Consider the following 17400-nt stretch of genomic DNA (forward strand, 5'->3'; position numbering starts at 1 on the left):
GGCGGGGTTTTGGACATGACGAACGCAGCGTTACTTGGCGATGCGCTTAGCCAGCGTGGCGGCCAGTTTCTCGTTCATGCGGCTGAAAGTTTCCACTGTGGTGTCCCAGTCGATGCAGGCATCGGTAATTGAGACGCCGTACTCCAGCTGGCTGAGGTCTGCGGTGAGTTTCTGATTGCCCCAGCCAATGTTGGATTCAACCATCAAGCCAATAATGGATGTGTTGCCTTCCAAAATTTGATTGGTGACGTTTTCCAGTACCAGCGGCTGTAGCCCCGCGTCTTTATTGGAGTTGGCGTGTGAGCAGTCGATCATAATGTTGGGCGAGAGCTTGGCTTTCTCAAGTTCTTTCTCAGAAAGGGCAACGCTGACGCTATCGTAGTTGGGTTTGCCATTGCCGCCGCGCAATACAACGTGGCCATAGGCGTTGCCGCGGGTGCGGATGATCGCTACCTGGCCTGCCTGGTTGATGCCCAGGAAATTGTGCGGGCTGGCTACGGACTGGAGTGCGTTAATCGCCACATCCAGGCTGCCGTCGGTGCCGTTTTTAAAGCCGACCGGGCAGGAGAGCCCGGAGGCCATTTCACGGTGCGTCTGCGACTCGGTGGTGCGGGCACCAATCGCCGACCAGCTAATGCAGTCTTGCATGTACTGGGGCGAGATGGGGTCAAGCGCCTCGGTGGCGAGCGGTAGGCCTATTTCAGCTAAATCGACCAGCAGTTTGCGGGCGATGTGCAAACCCTCATCGATCTCGAAAGAGTCGTTGAGGTGGGGGTCGTTGATCAAGCCTTTCCAGCCGACCGTTGTGCGTGGTTTTTCAAAATAGACGCGCATTACGATATACAGGCTGTCGCTGACTTGATCGGCAAGCTTACGTAGACGGTGGGCGTAATCAAGGGCTGCTTCCACATCGTGGATTGAGCAGGGTCCTACCACTACCAGCAGTCGTGGGTCGTTGCCATCCAGGATATTCTGAATGGTTTGGCGACCCTCGATGACGGTTCGCTCTGCGGCATCGGTCAACGGTACGGCATTTTTGAGCGCTTCTGGCGTGGTGAGAACGTCTTGAGCGAGGACGTTAAGGTTATTAACCTGCTGTTCTGACATCTTGCTACCTGTGCTGGCGTTATTGCTGAAAAAGTGGCTCCTACTATCGCTTGCCCAGGAGGTAAAAATCAATTGCTGTGGAACTATCGTTGCATTAAAAGTGTCAGCCGCAGGGTTTTGTGAAAGGGCGGTAAGCGCTTGATGCGCTGCACAGAACGCGCAACACTGGCCGCATATCGTCAGACGATGCAGCAACGAAACTATGTAGCAACGTACTTATGTAGCAACGTACTTATGTAGCAACTTACTCGGCGAGGTATTCGCCCTATTATTTCACTCTATTATTAATCAATGCCCAAGGGACGCTATGCTGCTTGCTGTGAACGCCCACTTGTCAGGGCTAATAGGAATGGAGCTCGGCGCACGCCGTACGAGCTGGAGGAGCGTGTGAATGGGCACTCGGGAAACTGACCAACAGCTTGTTGAACGTGCCCAAAAAGGTGATACGCGCGCTTTCGATTTGCTGGTGAAGAAGTACCAGCACAAAATTATCGGCCTGATCGGCCGTTACGTACACGATCACTCTGAAGTTCAGGATGTGGCGCAGGAGGCATTTATCAAGGCGTATCGCGCCTTAGGCAAGTTTCGTGCAGAAAGTGCCTTCTATACTTGGATGTACCGTATCGCTATTAACACCGCGAAGAACTACTTGGTGTCGCGGGGTAGGCGGCCACCCGGCAGCGATTTGGATATCGTCGATGCTGAAATTATCGACCAAAGCGGGCGGCTAGCAGACTCTGAATCTCCAGAAGCGGCGATCGCCAGGGACGAGCTAGAAGCCGCGGTGTATCAGGCAATCGAAAATCTCCCTGACGACCTGCGTACGGCAATTACCCTGCGGGAACTCGATGGGCTTGCTTACGAAGATATTGCTCAGGTAATGCAGTGTCCGGTGGGTACTGTGCGTTCGCGTATTTTCCGTGCCCGCGAGGCGGTCGACGAACATATTCGTCCCTTAGTGTCAACGGTGCGGAACAGTCGTGACGAGTAGTGGTCAGTAGTGGGTGGCGGATATGACGACTAATCACTGCGAGCCCAAAAAATGAAGGTTTTAGTTTTTTAGTGAACTGTCTGGCATGTTAAGCGTCATATAGCCTGACTAACTTAATTGGCACGTTTGCCGTGCTAAATGTGCCAAGCGCCAAGTGCTTAGCGTTTGCAGATATTGGAGCTTTTCGCTTTAACGTTTGTGATTGGGTCTTGGCCTGTGAAGTCGTCGAAGTGACGGTACGCTTAATCAGCAGTCGTCACTTCAGTGCTTCTTTTAAACAGTGTGAGGGTGTGAAGTATGAGTCAAAACACACGGGAATCACTTTCGGTGTTAATGGACGGCGAAAGTGATGAGCTTGAGTTGCGCCGAGTGTTAAAAGCACTGCCTAAAGATGACGATGCTGCAAACACATGGCGCCGTTACCATCTTGCGCGCAGTATGATGCAGCGTGAGCAGGGTGTTGATGTGAGCGTAGATCTCTCCGCAGGTATTATGGCGCGGCTGCGTGACGAGCCTGCACCTGTGATGCAAGATGCAGAGCGTGTGGCTACTCGCACGGGTGGTATCTCGTTTGCCCGCGGCGCTGGCGTTGCTGCGGCAGTGTCATTAATGGTCATCACGGGCGTGCAATTCTTTGGCAACGACTCCTCGGTTAGCCAAGGTGGTGGCGAGATGCCAACAACTGCATCGAGTGCTAATGGCGCTACGCAAGTGCAGCCGGTTAGCTTAGCCTCTCAGCCAGCGGTGGCTAAACGTGCAGATATGCCCATGTTTGAGCCCACACCTTTTCGGCTTAGCGGTCAGTCGGCCCAAAGTGGCTTGATGAACGTGAGTGAAGCAGGTTTCTCAGCACAAACACCTAAAGGTGTGACAGCTTCTCAAGGCACTAATATTGATGTTGATCAGATTGGTATGCTGCAATCTTATTTAGAGCAACATACCCAGAGTGCCGCTTACGGCAGTGGTGATAGCTGGATGCCGCTTGTGCGCTCCTCGGCAGTCACTGAGCCCTTGGGTCAGCATTAATTCGCCGCTGGCTCTGGTTGCAGCTAAGCATTTGGTGTGTAGTCACCAGTGATTAGTGAATTGGAGTGCGCAGAATGATGGTTCCACGGCGAGCTAAGCACGCGTGGGCACTGCGGGAATTGATTCTGGTAATGGCGCTCGGCGTATTTCCGCTTCAGGCGCAGGCGCAAGGCGCAAGCACGCCGCCACAAGACCAGCAAGGCTACGAGTGTTTGGCTAAATCACAAGATGCACCAAATAGCGAGATAGAGTGGCTTGAGCGAGGTTTGTGGGCTAGCCACTGCTATGCTTTTCAGGCAAGAGCCGTCGCTATTGATGCTGTTGGCGTGCGCACACTGGCGCTTTCACATCGAATTAAGAACGGTATTCGCCAGCAAGTAGTGCAATATTTAGACGGTCCCACGGTCAGTATTGAGCGCCGGTCGCCAGTGGGTAGGTTAGCGTGGACTGAAGAAAACGTTAACAGTGAGCAGCCTTCCCCAGCCAGGTGGGCAGCGCATTTATCGCAACATTATACTATCGAACTTGAAGACAATGCCCGCGTAGCAGGGCGCGACGCCGTCAAGTTGGTTTTTGAACCGCTTGATCAATGGCGTTTTTCTCATCAATGGTGGTTAGATCGCGAGACAGGGCTGTTACTTAAGCATGTGCTCACTGACCAGCAAGGTCGGGTCATTGAAACCTTCCAAATTACTCAGCTACAGTCACCTGAACAGTACGCTGGCAGTGTTCGAGTTGATACCCCTAGCAATATGCCCGCTATTCCCTGGAACACTACTTGGCTTCCCGGTGGTTTTGTTGCGCAGCCGGTTCCGTTAACGGGTAATGACGACCACCAGCGAGTGTATAGCGATGGCTTGGCCACAGTGAGTCTCTTTGTCGAGCCAATTTCAACAGATGCCAAAACGACGCTGGAAGAGGGCGTACAGCAGCTAGGCGTTTCTGCCGTTGCCATTGAGCACTATGCCAGTGCTGAAGGGCGCTGGCAGCTAGTTGCGATTGGCGAGCTGCCAGTCACCACCCTGCAGCGTATTGTTCGTTCTATCACTTTTGACGCCGCTCCGCCGCCAGATACGGACGATAATAACGAAGCTGACAGCAGTAATGAAGGTGAGCAGTAATGCTACCCCCAAGCGCATGGCGAGCTAATCAATGATGACCACTACTCCCTGTCGCTCTCTGCAACGTACCCCACTGATGCGCATGGGAACCGTTATTGATTACTCCCCTGGTGGAGATTCTCCGCAGCATCTTATCGTAGAGATTTCGGCCCAGCAGAACTGTGAACAGTGCGCCCAGGGAAGAGGGTGCGGCGTTGGGCTTTTGGCTCCTCGTCGCAGCCAGCGTATTGCCGTCGCGCCTCCCGCTAACGCTCATAACGTTAAGCAAGGCTATCCGCTAGGTACGCCCGTTACCATCAGCTTGCCGCGTGCTTCTGTCACGCTGCTGGCTTTTTGTATTTATGCACTGCCGCTATTCGTCGCATTGGTGCTGTCCGGTTTAGCCGCGCAGGTTAGTGCCACGATTTGGCTGGCGCCGTTGGTCTTTTTCATCGCCTTAGGGGGCGGTGTTCTGAGTGTTAAATACCTAATGCGCGGGCGTGGGGAACGCTTTCGCCCGCGCTTGGTCAGTTAGTTCGTCAATTTAGTTCTCCGGCATCTCACTGTGAGTTGTTGATCGGCCTTCGTTTAATATCACTTTAAGTAGGAGCTCTCGCATGAAGCGTTTGATTCTCCCTTCCACTCTGTGGATATGTGTGGCGGCGTTACTAACCTTTGGGCAAGCTGCCAGCGCACAAGGGCTGCCCGACTTTACCGAGTTGGTTGAAGATGCCGCCCCTGGGGTGGTTAATATCTCGACCAGTAGAACGGTTCAGCGCAGTGGCGCACCTGGGTTTGGTGGGCAGGAAATTCCAGAAATTTTCCGCCACTTTTTTGGAGAGAGCTTTGGCGATAGCTTTCCAGCACCGCCCGGTGGAGGTCAAGGGCGTAGCGAGGAGCGTCAGTCGTTAGGCTCAGGGTTCGTGATTAGCGATGACGGCTACGTGATGACGAACGCTCACGTTGTTCAAGACGCTGATGAAATACTCGTGCGTCTCAATGACCGACGTGAGTTGAGTGCTGAAGTGATTGGCAGTGATCCGCAGACCGATGTGGCGCTGCTAAAAATAGACGCCAATGACTTACCCGCGCTTACCTTGGGTGACTCTGACGATCTTAAAGTAGGCGAGTGGGTCGCCGCGATTGGTTCGCCGTTCGGTTTTGATCACTCGGTAACAGCAGGTATTGTGAGTGCGATTAACCGTACCTTACCCCGGGATGCCTACGTGCCGTTTATTCAAACGGATGTGGCGATCAACCCAGGCAACTCCGGCGGTCCGCTGTTTAATCTTGAGGGGGAAGTGGTGGGTATCAACTCACAAATTTTTACCCGCAGCGGCGGCTTTATGGGGGTCTCGTTTGCAATCCCGATCAATGTTGCCATGGAGGTAGCGGATCAACTGCGTGAAGACGGCCGGGTCAATCGTGGCTGGTTGGGGGTCATGATCCAACCTGTTTCCCAGGATTTGGCCGAATCGTTTGGCATGCAAAATGCGATTGGTGCTTTGATTGCCGATCTTGATCCCGAAGGTCCCGCAGCTCAAGGCGGTCTCCAGGTGGGTGATGTCATTCTTGAAGTGAATGGCGAAGAGGTGGAGCGTTCAAGCTCACTGCCGCGGCTGATTGGTAAAGGCGAGCCAGGCTCAGAAGTCGAGCTTACCGTGATGCGCGATGGTGAAGGGATGTCGGAGTCAGTCGAGCTAGGCAGTTGGCCTGATGCTGAGCAACCGTCGGAGCAAGCCAGTAACAATAACCAAGTTCGTCTTGGCGTGATGGTCGCTGAAATTGATGACGCAATGCGTGAGCAGTTGAATATTCCCGGCGGCGTGGAAGTTCGCCAAGTGGAGGCGGATAGCGCGGCTGCCAGTGCAGGTATTCTCCCAGGCGATGTGCTGGTGAGTATTGACCATCGCAGCGTCTCTTCATCACAAAAGCTGGTGGAAATTGTTGAAGCGCTGCCGACGGACCGTGCTATTCCGCTACGTCTATTCCGCGAAGGACGCTCGCTGTTTGTCGCCTTGCGTCTGGAATAAATCCCGCTCTTTTTGCCTCTAGTCCGGCGGTTCTCGCCGGACTGCTGTTCCTAGCCTGCGCATATCGCTACAATGGTGGATATCTTTTTGTCGAAAATAGCCATTGTGTACCCAACGGCAGCTGTTTTCGAGCTTTGAACTCTCGAAGCGGCCTGTACATGCGGCCGCTTGCGTACCACTAAGGCAGAACAGATTCGATGTCCCAAGACGTTCCCAGCGGAAAGCTTAAGCACATACGTAATTTCTCAATTATCGCCCACATCGACAACTGATCTCGCACCACTGCCTTTCACAGACCCACGCAGCGCCCTACTAAATCCCCGCCTTTATTCATATCCTCGCCATTCTGCGCAACACTACGCATTGCTATAAAACACTACGAACCTCTAGAAATATGTACTTATCCGTGTACATACTGTGCCCCTTAATCAATTTATGCTGGGGAGCATGTACACATGGCGCTTACCGACGCCTGGCTAAAGTCCGTCTATAAAAAGCCAAGGGAACGATCTTTAGAGAAAGCCGACCGAGATGGCATGGGCGCGCGCGTAACGCCTGCGGGTAAGGTGGTGTTCCAGCTTCGCTACCGTTATCAGGGTAAGGCGGCGCGAATGGATCTTGGCAGCTATCCAGCTATGAGCCTGAAAGATGCACGTGACGAAGCTATAAAGCGGCGTGGGCAATTAGAGCAAGGTCATGATCCTCGTGTGCAAAAGCGCGTAGAGCAGGCATCTATCGCCACGGCTCACACCAATGAAAGCTTGGTGCGTGATTGGTATGCACGCTATTGCGAGCCCAATAAAGTCGATGCGCGCAACATCCTTCGCTCGTTCGAGCTGCACGTATTCCCTACGCTGGGAGCGCTACCAGTTGATGGCACCGGCTTACGGCAGTGGATGGATCTGCTAGAGCGTTTAGCAGAGCACAAGCCAAGGATCGCCGAGCGCGTACTCGCAAACATGAAGCAAGCCCACAAGTGGGGCGCTAGGCGAGGGCTAACCGAAAGCCAGCCGCTAGCGGCCATTAGCGCGAAGACTGATCTTTATGTTAACCGAATGAGGGAGTCGGGCAGGGCGCTGAGTGACGAAGAGCTCGCCGTGGTGTGGCGCGCTATGGAGCGATCGCGCATGCCTAGGCGCTCGCAGATATTCGTAAAGCTGGCTCTTCTATACGGATGCCGCCCAGGCGAGTTAATGCGAGCTGAAAAGAAGGAGTTTGATTTAAAGGAGGGAGTCTGGACGATACCGCCGGAACGGCACAAGACCGGAAGGAAAACAGGTAGGGCGCTCAAGCGACCAATTATTGATGAAGTGGCGCCACTGATAAGCGAGGCAATGCGTTTGTCGCACAGTAATGAGTTGTTATTTAGCGCTGAAACGTCAGACAAGCCCATGCACCAAAGCTCAACGCTAAGCTATCCAAAGAACATCATGAAGGTGGCAGAAAAACAGCTTGGCTATCTGATGGAACACTGGTCCATGTATGATCTGCGTAAAACCGCTAGAACGAATTGGTCGACCCTGGCCGAGCCCCACGTCTGTGAGCTTATGCTCGGCCACGTCCTGCCAGGCGTGTGGCAAGTGTACGACCGCCATGATTATCTGGAAGAGCAGGCAGCAGCCTATAAGGCGTGGCATGAGCGCGTTATGCGGCTTGTTGCTGGCGATCTTCCCACGCCTTGATATCACTCTCACGCCAGCGAGACTCGGCGCCATGGCCGCCCTGAATCACAGGTTTAGGAAAGCCCTTCGTGCTTTGCCAGCGCTGTAAGGTGTTGCGGCTTCTGTCGTAGCGCTCACATAGCTGGCTTGTGCTTACGTATTGATCTTGCATGGATTGTCTCCTCGCAAAAGAAACCGCCTCTTGGGCGGCTGTTAAATGTCAGCTTTCGGTTGCGGCCATATTCGTCGCTTCGGCCTCATCTCAAGATCACCGCCGCACCGCTTACATAAATCACCGCTCTTAGCGCATGACTTGCAAAGCACATCGGTTGCCGTGCTGCTGTATTGTTCTTCGCTGCCACACGACATGCATGGGCGCATCGTAAAGGCCTGCCCGCCGATGCGCTCAAAGTAGTGACACGCCTTGCAGAGCTGCGCATTTAGCCTTGCCTCTTTCTCCGTATCATTGGCTACTTTCTCGGCTCGATTTACCAAATCCTGGCAACGATGGTTAGAAATACTCGACGCCCTTACCATATTGGTAATATCCATTACCGCTTTACGCTGTTGCATTACCACCTCCCAGATAGTAAAAAGCCCCTTTCGGGGCTAGGCTCTGCGTTGTTCGGCGGCTAGCTGCCTGCCGACTGTGTTGTGGGGCCATGATTGCCATAGCTCTGGCGGCAATAGGCGTTTCAATGTGCCGCAATAGATGCCTATGTCAGCGGCTAAGTCGCGCCGTGCTAGCTTCCGTCTTAGGTAATCTCTGGCAACGGCATCCAGCGGCTTGCCTTTGCGCGCCTCAAAGTTCTTTACCGCCAGTTCCGTGCAATGCCGGGGGCGGATAAGGCCCAGCTTTCGAGCGCGAAAGGAAACCTGCTCCTCTGATCGCTCAATGGCTTGGGCTATGTCGCTGATTGGCTTGCTGGTGGGGTAATGCTTCTTGAGGTAGGCGTATTCTTTTAGCGTCCAAGGGCGTCGCTGTTGAGGCATAAACCCTCCTGCATTAAAAAAGCCCCTGCGTGAGGGGCTAGGCTGCGTTTAACTCTTCCATTGCGTCGCTGTAACCAGTCCAGTTATCAACGCCATGAGCTTCTAGGGCGTCTAGCTTGGCCTCGGCTGCCAGCAATCGGTCGTACTCTTTACGGCTGATCGTCACCTGCTCCGGTGCTTTCACCTGGCTACCACGCTGGTAGTTATCGGCGGCTGCACTGAGGCGGCTGGTATCCAGCGGTTTGTGCTCGGCAGCGGCGGGCATAGGCTCCGGTGTTGGCTGCGGTTCCAGCTTGCGCTTCTGGGCTTCTTGCTCCGCCTTAAATCGGCGCAATTCTTCCAGCTCCTTACGCTCAGATTCCTGGCGCTCCGCCTCTTCACGTAAGCGGCGTCGCTCAGCCTCTACCTCAGCTTGCTCAGCGGCCAAACGCTCACGCTCCAATGCTTGCCCATGCTGCTCACCGATACGCCGCAGCACGTCCGCCTTGGCGTCTTCTGCCTCCTTGGTCACGTCGTAGTAGCCATCAACGTCAATTGCAAGCGCTGCATCGTGCAGCTCAGCAAGGCCGGTTGAATCCAAACCATTAGCCGTATCAATAAAGCTCAGGATTTCGGCGTTGATACGCTCGCGCAGCTTGGCAATCCGAGCCTCTTTCTCACGCTCGGCCCGCTCGTCTTCATGCTGCTTGGCCTCTTTTAGCGGCTGCTCAATCTTCTTAATCCGCTCGATAACCTCCTTGCCGTAGTTGTTCACTTGCTCGATGAAGCTACGGTGAGGCTCAGTTATTTCCAGGCGCAGCTTGTCGGCTTTGGTGCGCGTGCTGGTTAGCTCGCGAATACCTTTCTTGCAGAGTGCGTAACCCTCCTTGTTGGTCACGTCTGGCACGGTGCCGTACTGCTCGCGAAGGGCAGCGATACCCTTATCTACGGCATCTAGCTCAACCAGCTCGCTCTTGTAGTCTGGGGCGGGGACTGTATCAACCATTGGCTGCTTTCTCCTGATGTTGTTTGGATTGCTCTTTAGCTACCATTACCCGCGCAATACCTTCATCGCGTGCACGTATAAGAATTTGCTGGCCTTTGGCGGGATCAACACGCGCAACGCTGGCTTTGTCCGGTAAGCGCCGAATGATGGTGTCTGCGGCCATAGTGATGCTTTTCGGGTGGTCGATCTTGTTGCGCAGCGTGTCGCACTCACGCCGTAACCACTCGGTGTAGTCGTCACGGCATTTCTGCAGCTCGGTGTCGAAGTCCTCAGCTTGCTCCAGGCGCGTTTCCGCTTGGCGCTGGGCAACATACTGTTGGTCGTCATACAGGCCGGTGAAGATATCGGCGGCAAACCCTAACTGGCTAAGACACTTCTTCATGGCGTCGGTGACGCTTTTCTTAGGCGCCTCACCATCGGTGATAAACTTGCCTTTGTTGGTCATGTAAACGGCGCGCGTGTGGCCGAAATGGGTTACCTCGCCACGCTTGCCTTCCCATTCGTACCAGAGCGTTAGCTGACAAGTGTGCGTCTGTTCATAGCCAATAACCTGCTCTTTCAGGAGAACCGGCGCACCCTGGTCGAAGCGGTCTACGTCGATCTTGTATCCCCAGCCAATGCCGACCGGCCCAAATACTTTTGTTGCCAGCTTAACCATGTAGATGGTGTCAATGGCCGTGATCGTCTGACCGTTTACGTTGGCCTGCTTGGTGGCGGTAGTGGCGGTCTTCTCTACCGCCTTCCATATCAATAGGTGGTTGTCGTTGAATTCCATGTGATATCCTCTGTTTGATCTTCTCGACGTTGATCCGGCCCGTTCCTATGTGCGTAGGAGCGGGCTTTTTATTTGGTGGGCGGCTTAGGCAGCGGCATCCAGTAGGTAACATCTGCTGCCCAGCAAGCCGCCGCCCTGTCTTCGTAATGGAATGGCTCAAACCAGTCGGCTGAATCATCTGTGCCGTCGCGCATATACGTCACGTGCTGAACCACGCCGTTAGCGACTATCAGGCACGGCTCACCGTATTCAGGCAGCTGCTTATCTGCGTCTACCCACCCGGCCAGCAACGCCTCAAGCTCGTCCTGCTCATCCAGGCCGATACGTTTGCTACCCTTGGTCACGGCGAAACACCAGCGGCTTTTGGCGTCGAAATGGACGCCCGTTATTTTCCACTGGCTCATGTCCACTCTCCCGCTAGAACCTGCTTGCTCCAAGCCTCTTTCAAGCTGTCTAGCGTTAGCCCTGGCGTCGTGCTCAGCAGCATGTCGTAAAGCTCCCGGCCTTCCTTCTCCTGCTTCACAAACTCAACGAACGAATCGCACGCCCACTGCTCGCCGTCTCGCAGGCAGTCAATCGGCGTTGCGCTGTCTAAATCAGGATGCACACCCACGATAGGGCGGGCGGCTTCTCTTAATGCGAGTGCTGCGTTCATGTCGCTCTCCTCATGCCAGGGCAGGCATCCTCAGCAATGCCGCGATAGTCGGGATGACCAATACGGTGGTTAGGATCAACGCCCCGCGCTTCTTCTGCGGCCCACACAGCTACCTCAGTGCAGTACGTTTCGTGTAGCCGCTCAGTGCTAGATGCGTCGATATTGGCCGCTAGCACCATGCTGGCGACGATCACCAGCAGGCCCGCGACGCTAAGTGTTCTCGCGTTCATTTCGTCACCTTCTTGATTAACTGGGGCGGGTAGCCGAGCGCCTTGGCTGCTTGCTTTGCCAAACGCAGGCCAAAAAAAAGACCCTTATCAGGTCTCGGCGTAACGATTTCTCCGCGCTTTTCGCGAAGTAGGTAGCGTGTAGTCATGGCGCACCTCGCGTCCTACTTATGGGATTTTCGCCGCGCCTAAACTTCTCCCAGTGGGAGGCGGCCAGCCAGCGCTCTTGATACAGGCAGTCTTTAAAATGCGGGTGCTGTATCTCAAAATTTCCAGCCAGTGTCTTTTTTATCGGCGCCCGCTCAGGGAGATGCTCATTGCTCATACATCCCCCTCAACTGTCGCTGTAGCGCCAATTCATCGCGCTTGTGATCATTTGCCAGCCGCAACCGAAAGCGCTCGGCATCCTTGTCTTGCGATACCGGCCTGGGTGCTGTGCGGCGCGTGATGTTGATGTGCTTCGTGTGTTTTGGCTTAGCCATAAATCACCTCTCTAATTAGGCGCGCTGCCTGCTGTATCTGCGCCCCTCGCAGTGCCAGTGGATGGGGAGCCAAGCAGCGCGGGTATGTCGACGACATTGGTGTCGTCGACATACCAATAAAAAGACCCTCAAGCGAGGGGCGAAGGCATATCCGTATGCAAGGAGTTGATGCCAGGACAAGCATCGGTGGAGTGCTCGTCTTACTTGCTCTGGCAGTCATAGCCACCAATGTATGCCTAGAACACTCCCCGATGCTGGCTCTATTCTCAGCCGAACCAGCAGGCTTTAGGTCTCACTGTCGCAGGTAGCGCGGCCAGCACTTAACAGCCCTGGCGGGCATCTGCCTAACGGCCTCTCGCATATCCAATACACTACGGACGGTTAGGCTATATCGATGTTAAAGAACTCCACATTGCCCGGTGGTGCGGGTCGTGCTGCGTTGCTATGAACCTAACTATACAAGACAAACTTGTAATTGCAAGCGCAAAACAAGCGCCGAAAGGCAAATAAACAAGATAAATTTGTAAAGGGCTGAATTACAGGCGAAAAAAAACCGCCTCAATAGGCGGCTTTCTTACAGTATCGGCTTGTTAGGAAAAGGTTTCCCACCAGAATACGCGGCCTATGATTCGCGGCGCCTCTGGATCGTCAATAGAGTAGACCTCTTCAGGGAATTCTATGTGGTTCTCACTGACAACGCGCATTCGGTTTAGGGGTAGTCGGTAAAGCTTCTTAACTCGGAGCATGCCATCGTGATCTAAGGCGTAGACCTTGCCATCAACGATGTGGCGGCAGCCTTTATCAATACCAATAGGCGAGCCATCCATAATCATCGGCTCCATAGAAGCGCCGGTAACAGTGGCGCACCCTGCGTTACCTGGCTGAACATTAGCCCTTGCCAGGCGCGCCAAGCTAAAGCGCATCGTTCGGCCCTGGTTCTCTATAACCTGTGTCTTGCCGCTTCCCGCTGCCATTTCCACCTCTCGAAAATATGGCACCTCGATTTCATCGGGTAGCGGTTGCCCCTCATCTTCATACAATTCCGTTTGATGCAGCACTGCGTCATCTTTAACGCCCTCTAACATAGGGCCTTGCTCAAAGATGAGCCACTGCGCTCTTACTCCTAGCTGCTTCGCCAGCGCATCTATGCGCTTATGGCGCGGCATTGTGCCACCTGATTCCCACTGCTGCACTGACTGGGCTGATACGCCAAGCATAGTACCAAGCTCTGTTTGGTTTAAGCCGCGTCTTTCACGAGCCTTTTTAAGCCTATCTGAAAATTCCATGGGTTGTCTCAAAGCGCTTCTTGGCCTGGGTTTGTATACCTCTAGAAGTGTACAAGGCGTGCTTGTGGGCATCCAAACAAGATCGACTTGTAAAGCGCTTGTCATGGGTTTATCCTTACTACAAGAATTTCTTGGAGACATGGCTATGAAGCCCAAAAAAGCCCTCGAAAAGGCGATTAAGAAACTAGGTAGCCAAAGCGCCCTTGCTCGTGCTTGCGGTGTAACCCAGCAGGCGGTTCAGCAGTGGTGTGAATCAGGCAACGTTCCCCCTGCTCGCGTTCATTCCGTTGTGACTGCCTGCGATGGGGTCGTAACTGCCAACGACCTACGCCCTGACATTTTCATTGAGCGATCTGTTGCCTAACCACAACAACAGTTTAACCGGCCTCCTCGCTTAATTTAGAGGTCAAGCAAAACAGGAGTTTAACCCATGGATGCATACACAGCCGGACTACGGGAAGCGGCATTCGAGTACGGCATCAAGAAGCTGGCTTATCAGCTCGATATGTCTGAGTCGCGTTTGTACAAGAAGCTCGATCCCGATGGCGGCGTATCGCTAACCCTGGCCGACTTCTTCCGCATCAACCGCGTACTGAAAGACACGCGCTGCATTGATCGCGCTATGAAAGACCTGGGCATGGTGGCAACGCCGCTATCCGCAGACGCCAGCGAGTTTGAAGGCGAGATTCGTGAACTGCTACTGGATCAGCAAGAGCAAGCCGCCCGTTTTGTGGCAGTGGTACGTAAGGCAAAGCAAGACGGAAAGATTGACGCACAGGAAATGGAGGAGATCAGGAAACAACGTCACGAGCTAGCCGTATTTGGCAACACCGTGATGAACCGCATCGAGCAGATGCATGTGACGGGTACTGCTCTCAAGGCAGTCAAGTAATGAAAAAGCCCACCATATCGCTGGGGAGCGTGGCGGGCCTTCTAAATGATCTAACGATAGGTGTTGATATGAATAATACCGCACTGACACAGAATGTCCAGCCAACGATGACCAGTCGTGAAATTGCTGACCTTACTAGCAAGCGTCACGACAACGTTAAATCTGACATTCAGAAGATGGTTACCGAGCTAGAAATAGATGTCCTTACGATTCAGGGCATCTATTTCGACAGCATGAACCGCAAACAAACTGAATATCATCTCGACCGCGACCTAACCGACTGCCTGCTAACTGGCTACAGCGCAAAAGCACGCATGGCCGTTATCAAGCGTTGGCGTGAACTCGAAGGCCATATTGCCGCGCCTGCACTGCCAAACTTCGCAGACCCGATTGAAGCTGCCGAAGCATGGATTGAAGCGAAGAAGGCTGAGCGCTTAGCCATTGCAACTAAGGCAGAGATTGGCACTCGCCGCGAAGCCACAGCAATGAACACAGCCAGCATCGCTACCCGCCGTGCCAGCAAGCTAGAGCGTGACCTGGATCGCTCAAAGGAATATTGCACCATTAAGCGTATGTCGATGCTGACGCACGGCCAAGCCTACAACTGGCGCCTGCTCAAGTCAGCCTCGCAAGATATGGGCATCCCCCCGATTGACGTATTCGACGCCAACTACGGCACCGTTAAAGCCTATCACGCTGATGTATGGATGGAGGCTTACGGCCTGGAGGTGGCTGCATGAGCAACGTTGCTTACTTCCCTGGGCATAGTCCCGACGCAATACCAGAGGCGCCTCAGAAAGCCGCCAGGGGGCCACAAGTGGAGGAAGGATATACACGCATAGCCAATGAGCTACTCGAGCAGGTGATGGCTGCACCGTTGACGCTAAGAGAGATCCGCATAGTGATGGCCGTCATTCGCCTCACCTATGGCTGGAACCGCAAGCAGGCACGCGTTACTGGCGGCTTGCTGGCTAAGTTGACCGGACTTCCTGACACCATTGCAGCCAAGGTTCTGTCGGGCCTGATCGCCAAAAACGTAATCCTTCGCCATGGCGGAAGCCGCTCACCAATATCGCTGAATAAACACGCTGATGAATGGCAGCTAGAGGCGGCAAAACATACGCCTCCCACCCCTAAATTGAAATGCTCCGAATCAGAGCAAAATGCTCTATCTGACTCAGAGCAAAATGCTCTCCCTTCTAAAGACAGGAAAGACACTCCTAACCCTAACGGGTTAGGAAATGTGCAATCACACCGCGCTGCCTTCGAAGTTTTCTATAACGCTGGTCTGCCAAAGAAGAACCGCAAAAAGGCAGAGATTGCTTTCAAGGTTCAGGCTCGCAAGCACACCGACCCGATGGCGTTCGGCCAAATGCTGGCTGACAACATCGCTGGACGCTTGGGTACTGGCGAACTGGGTTTTGATGCCATGCACCCGACGACCTACCTGAACCAACAGCGCTGGGAAGACGATCTACCCGAGCGTTGCCCGCATGCCGCCATCATCGAAGCATGGAATGCCGAGATGCCCGCGCACATCGAGAAAGTCAGCCCCGAGGACTGGACGCCAGATAGCCAAGGATTCCAGACCCTGGCTAACGCGTGGCAGAACTTCAAAACCAAGCCGCGTGCCAGCACTGGCAAACCGGTGTTCGCTGATGAAGCCGAAGGCGTGGCGTTCTACCGCGAAGTGTTCCGCAGACTAGCTGCCGTTGATCGCATACAGCGCGAGGACGCCGCCCGCTGGTGTCGCCTGTCTTGGGCCACTAAGCAGCAAGAAACGGTGAAGATTTTCAAGGGAGAGGTCGCATGATTTATAGCCACGAAGCCGAAGCCAGTGTGATCGGCGCCTGCATTCTCGACCCTTCGCAGATCGATGCCGTATCCGACTTGGTTTCTCTCGAAGACTTCTACGTCGAATACCACCGCGCCATGTGGTCAGGTCTACAACAGTTAGCCTTGAGCAACAGCGTTGACCCTGTGTCGCTGCATGAACTGGTAAGCGACTACGCAGAGTATTACGGCGGTTTGCAAGGATTGTGCGAAATGGCCCGCACAACGCCTACCACCAAAAACGCCAAGGCTTACGCATCAGCCGTTAGAGACAAGGCGCTGCGCCGCCGCCTCAATATTTACCTTGACGAAATAGGCGAGCAAGTTGGCAGTCCTCACACCAGCCTGCCTGATTTGATCGACAAGGCCCAAGCGAAGCTCGCCAGCGTTATCGGTCAGCGCGCCGGAACCGTTCAGCCCGTTCAGAGCTGGCTTTCAAGCTGGGTTGACGAGCTGGACGCCCGCTTCAATGGCGAAATCGACCCGATGGGGCTCCTGTTCAACATCCCTGAGCTGGACGCCAAGACTAGCGGCATGCATTCCGAAGACCTGATTGTGCTAGGCGGCGAATCCGGCATGGGTAAAACCGTCGTGGCCGCCCATATCCTCGACAGCGTGTGCCTGCGTCAGAAAAAACCAGCGTTGATGTTTCAGCTTGAGATGCGCAAAGAGCAAGTCTTTAACCGCGTCATGGGCTCCTATTCTGGCGTAAAGCTTGATGCCTTGAAAAACCCACGCCGCTTTATGAATAGCGAAGGCTGGAGCCAGGTGACAGCAGGCGTTGCGGCTGCCAAAGAAGCTGGCTTAGTCATTGATGACCGCCCCGGCCTGACACCTACCCAGATGCGCGCCGCTGCCAAGCGCTGGAAAGAGCATTACGGGGAACTGGGCTGCGTAATCATTGACCACGCGGGCATTGTCCAGCCCGACGACAAGTCTATCCCACGCGAACAGCAGATGGCCGAAGTCTCCAAATCTTCAAAGATCCTCGCAAAAGAGCTTGGCTGTCCAGTCATTCTCCTAGCGCAAATCAACCGCGAGAACACCAAGCGCGGCGATAAGCGGCCAGTTATGTCTGATCTTCGCGAGTCGGCATCCCTTGAGCATAACGCCGACATGATCCTGTTCATCTATCGCGAAGCGAAACACAACCCTGACTGCGAGTACCCCGGCGTCGCAGAGCTAATCGTTGCCAAGCAGCGCGATGGCGAGGTGGGCACGGTTCAGGTGGTATGCGACCTCAGCCGCTCCCAGCTCAAGCCAGCCACAGCCGAAAACATCGCTAACTACCAACGCGAGTTTCCGCGCGCATCCGTTGCGCCGATGGAAGCCGACAAGTTCGCCGTTTAGGAGG

General features: G+C 54.3%; 22 protein-coding genes. 11 read left to right on the forward strand and 11 right to left on the reverse strand.

Features of this window, described 5'->3' with window-relative positions:
* Positions 1-30: 30 nt before the first annotated feature.
* Entirely contained in the window at positions 31-1107 is a 1077-nt protein-coding gene (locus tag ACQE2I_RS07150) for a 3-deoxy-7-phosphoheptulonate synthase (protein ID WP_427030829.1), read from the reverse strand.
* 391 nt (positions 1108-1498) lie between these two features.
* Between ACQE2I_RS07150 and rpoE the strand changes: the two genes are divergently transcribed.
* From rpoE to ACQE2I_RS07180, 6 genes are all read left to right on the forward strand, one after another.
* On the forward strand, positions 1499-2098 hold the full coding sequence (gene rpoE, locus ACQE2I_RS07155) for an RNA polymerase sigma factor RpoE (RefSeq protein WP_427030830.1): 600 nt from the start codon (positions 1499-1501) through the stop codon (positions 2096-2098).
* A gap of 297 nt (positions 2099-2395) precedes the next feature.
* Positions 2396-3124, forward strand: a complete 729-nt coding sequence (locus ACQE2I_RS07160; RefSeq protein WP_427030832.1) for a sigma-E factor negative regulatory protein — start codon at positions 2396-2398, stop codon at positions 3122-3124.
* Positions 3125-3198: 74 nt separating this feature from the next.
* Complete coding sequence (locus ACQE2I_RS07165; RefSeq protein ID WP_427030834.1) at positions 3199-4245, forward strand: MucB/RseB C-terminal domain-containing protein; 1047 nt, start codon at positions 3199-3201, stop codon at positions 4243-4245.
* 31 nt (positions 4246-4276) lie between these two features.
* Positions 4277-4759, forward strand: a complete 483-nt coding sequence (locus ACQE2I_RS07170) for a SoxR reducing system RseC family protein (protein ID WP_427030835.1) — start codon at positions 4277-4279, stop codon at positions 4757-4759.
* Between the two features lie 82 nt (positions 4760-4841).
* Positions 4842-6257: a DegQ family serine endoprotease gene (locus tag ACQE2I_RS07175; RefSeq protein ID WP_427030837.1), complete on the forward strand. Its 1416-nt coding sequence runs from the start codon at positions 4842-4844 to the stop codon at positions 6255-6257.
* 455 nt (positions 6258-6712) lie between these two features.
* On the forward strand, positions 6713-7939 hold the full coding sequence (locus tag ACQE2I_RS07180) for a tyrosine-type recombinase/integrase (protein ID WP_427030838.1): 1227 nt from the start codon (positions 6713-6715) through the stop codon (positions 7937-7939).
* Here ACQE2I_RS07180 and ACQE2I_RS07185 read toward each other — a convergent pair.
* From ACQE2I_RS07185 to ACQE2I_RS07230, 10 genes are all read right to left on the reverse strand, one after another.
* On the reverse strand, positions 7902-8090 hold the full coding sequence (locus ACQE2I_RS07185; protein WP_427030840.1) for a helix-turn-helix transcriptional regulator: 189 nt from the start codon (positions 8088-8090) through the stop codon (positions 7902-7904). The two genes, ACQE2I_RS07180 and ACQE2I_RS07185, sit on opposite strands and share 38 nt — an antisense overlap.
* 41 nt (positions 8091-8131) lie before the next feature.
* The gene (locus ACQE2I_RS07190; protein WP_427030842.1) at positions 8132-8491 is read right to left on the reverse strand and encodes a hypothetical protein; all 360 of its coding nucleotides are present in this window, start codon (positions 8489-8491) and stop codon (positions 8132-8134) included.
* A 36-nt stretch (positions 8492-8527) separates the two neighbouring features.
* Positions 8528-8911: a hypothetical protein gene (locus ACQE2I_RS07195; RefSeq protein WP_427030843.1), complete on the reverse strand. Its 384-nt coding sequence runs from the start codon at positions 8909-8911 to the stop codon at positions 8528-8530.
* Between the two features lie 37 nt (positions 8912-8948).
* Positions 8949-9896 carry a hypothetical protein gene (locus tag ACQE2I_RS07200; protein WP_427030844.1) on the reverse strand — a complete coding sequence of 316 codons (948 nt, stop codon included), beginning with the start codon at positions 9894-9896 and terminating at the stop codon, positions 8949-8951.
* Positions 9889-10671, reverse strand: a complete 783-nt coding sequence (locus tag ACQE2I_RS07205; RefSeq protein WP_427030846.1) for a Rad52/Rad22 family DNA repair protein — start codon at positions 10669-10671, stop codon at positions 9889-9891. The genes ACQE2I_RS07200 and ACQE2I_RS07205 overlap by 8 nt, the downstream gene beginning before the upstream one ends.
* 68 nt (positions 10672-10739) lie before the next feature.
* Positions 10740-11075, reverse strand: a complete 336-nt coding sequence (locus ACQE2I_RS07210; RefSeq protein WP_427030848.1) for a DUF551 domain-containing protein — start codon at positions 11073-11075, stop codon at positions 10740-10742.
* Positions 11072-11326 carry a hypothetical protein gene (locus ACQE2I_RS07215; RefSeq protein WP_427030849.1) on the reverse strand — a complete coding sequence of 85 codons (255 nt, stop codon included), beginning with the start codon at positions 11324-11326 and terminating at the stop codon, positions 11072-11074. Before ACQE2I_RS07215 ends, ACQE2I_RS07210 begins: the two co-directional genes overlap by 4 nt.
* The gene (locus ACQE2I_RS07220) at positions 11323-11556 is read right to left on the reverse strand and encodes a hypothetical protein (protein WP_427030851.1); all 234 of its coding nucleotides are present in this window, start codon (positions 11554-11556) and stop codon (positions 11323-11325) included. Before ACQE2I_RS07220 ends, ACQE2I_RS07215 begins: the two co-directional genes overlap by 4 nt.
* Positions 11557-11867: 311 nt before the next feature.
* A complete protein-coding gene (locus ACQE2I_RS07225; RefSeq protein WP_427030853.1) occupies positions 11868-12035 on the reverse strand; it encodes a hypothetical protein in 168 nt (55 codons plus the stop codon).
* A gap of 590 nt (positions 12036-12625) precedes the next feature.
* Entirely contained in the window at positions 12626-13462 is an 837-nt protein-coding gene (locus tag ACQE2I_RS07230) for an XRE family transcriptional regulator (protein ID WP_427030854.1), read from the reverse strand.
* Between the two features lie 4 nt (positions 13463-13466).
* Between ACQE2I_RS07230 and ACQE2I_RS07235 the strand changes: the two genes are divergently transcribed.
* The 5 genes from ACQE2I_RS07235 to ACQE2I_RS07255 all read left to right on the forward strand — a co-directional run bounded on the left by ACQE2I_RS07235 (position 13467) and on the right by ACQE2I_RS07255 (position 17396).
* Positions 13467-13685, forward strand: coding sequence for a transcriptional regulator (locus ACQE2I_RS07235; RefSeq protein ID WP_427030856.1), 219 nt, complete (start codon positions 13467-13469; stop codon positions 13683-13685).
* 66 nt (positions 13686-13751) lie between these two features.
* Positions 13752-14213 (forward strand): phage regulatory CII family protein, encoded by a 462-nt coding sequence (locus ACQE2I_RS07240; protein WP_427030859.1) that lies wholly within the window; start codon positions 13752-13754, stop codon positions 14211-14213.
* Between the two features lie 68 nt (positions 14214-14281).
* Entirely contained in the window at positions 14282-14953 is a 672-nt protein-coding gene (locus tag ACQE2I_RS07245) for a Rha family transcriptional regulator (RefSeq protein WP_427030861.1), read from the forward strand.
* Positions 14950-16026, forward strand: a complete 1077-nt coding sequence (locus ACQE2I_RS07250) for a replication protein (RefSeq protein ID WP_427030864.1) — start codon at positions 14950-14952, stop codon at positions 16024-16026. The genes ACQE2I_RS07245 and ACQE2I_RS07250 overlap by 4 nt, the downstream gene beginning before the upstream one ends.
* Complete coding sequence (locus ACQE2I_RS07255; RefSeq protein ID WP_427030865.1) at positions 16023-17396, forward strand: replicative DNA helicase; 1374 nt, start codon at positions 16023-16025, stop codon at positions 17394-17396. The genes ACQE2I_RS07250 and ACQE2I_RS07255 overlap by 4 nt, the downstream gene beginning before the upstream one ends.
* Positions 17397-17400 lie beyond the last annotated feature (4 nt).

This window comes from Halomonas sp. H2, from assembly GCF_050215315.1.
In the GTDB taxonomy this organism is placed as follows: Bacteria; Pseudomonadota; Gammaproteobacteria; order Pseudomonadales; family Halomonadaceae; genus Vreelandella.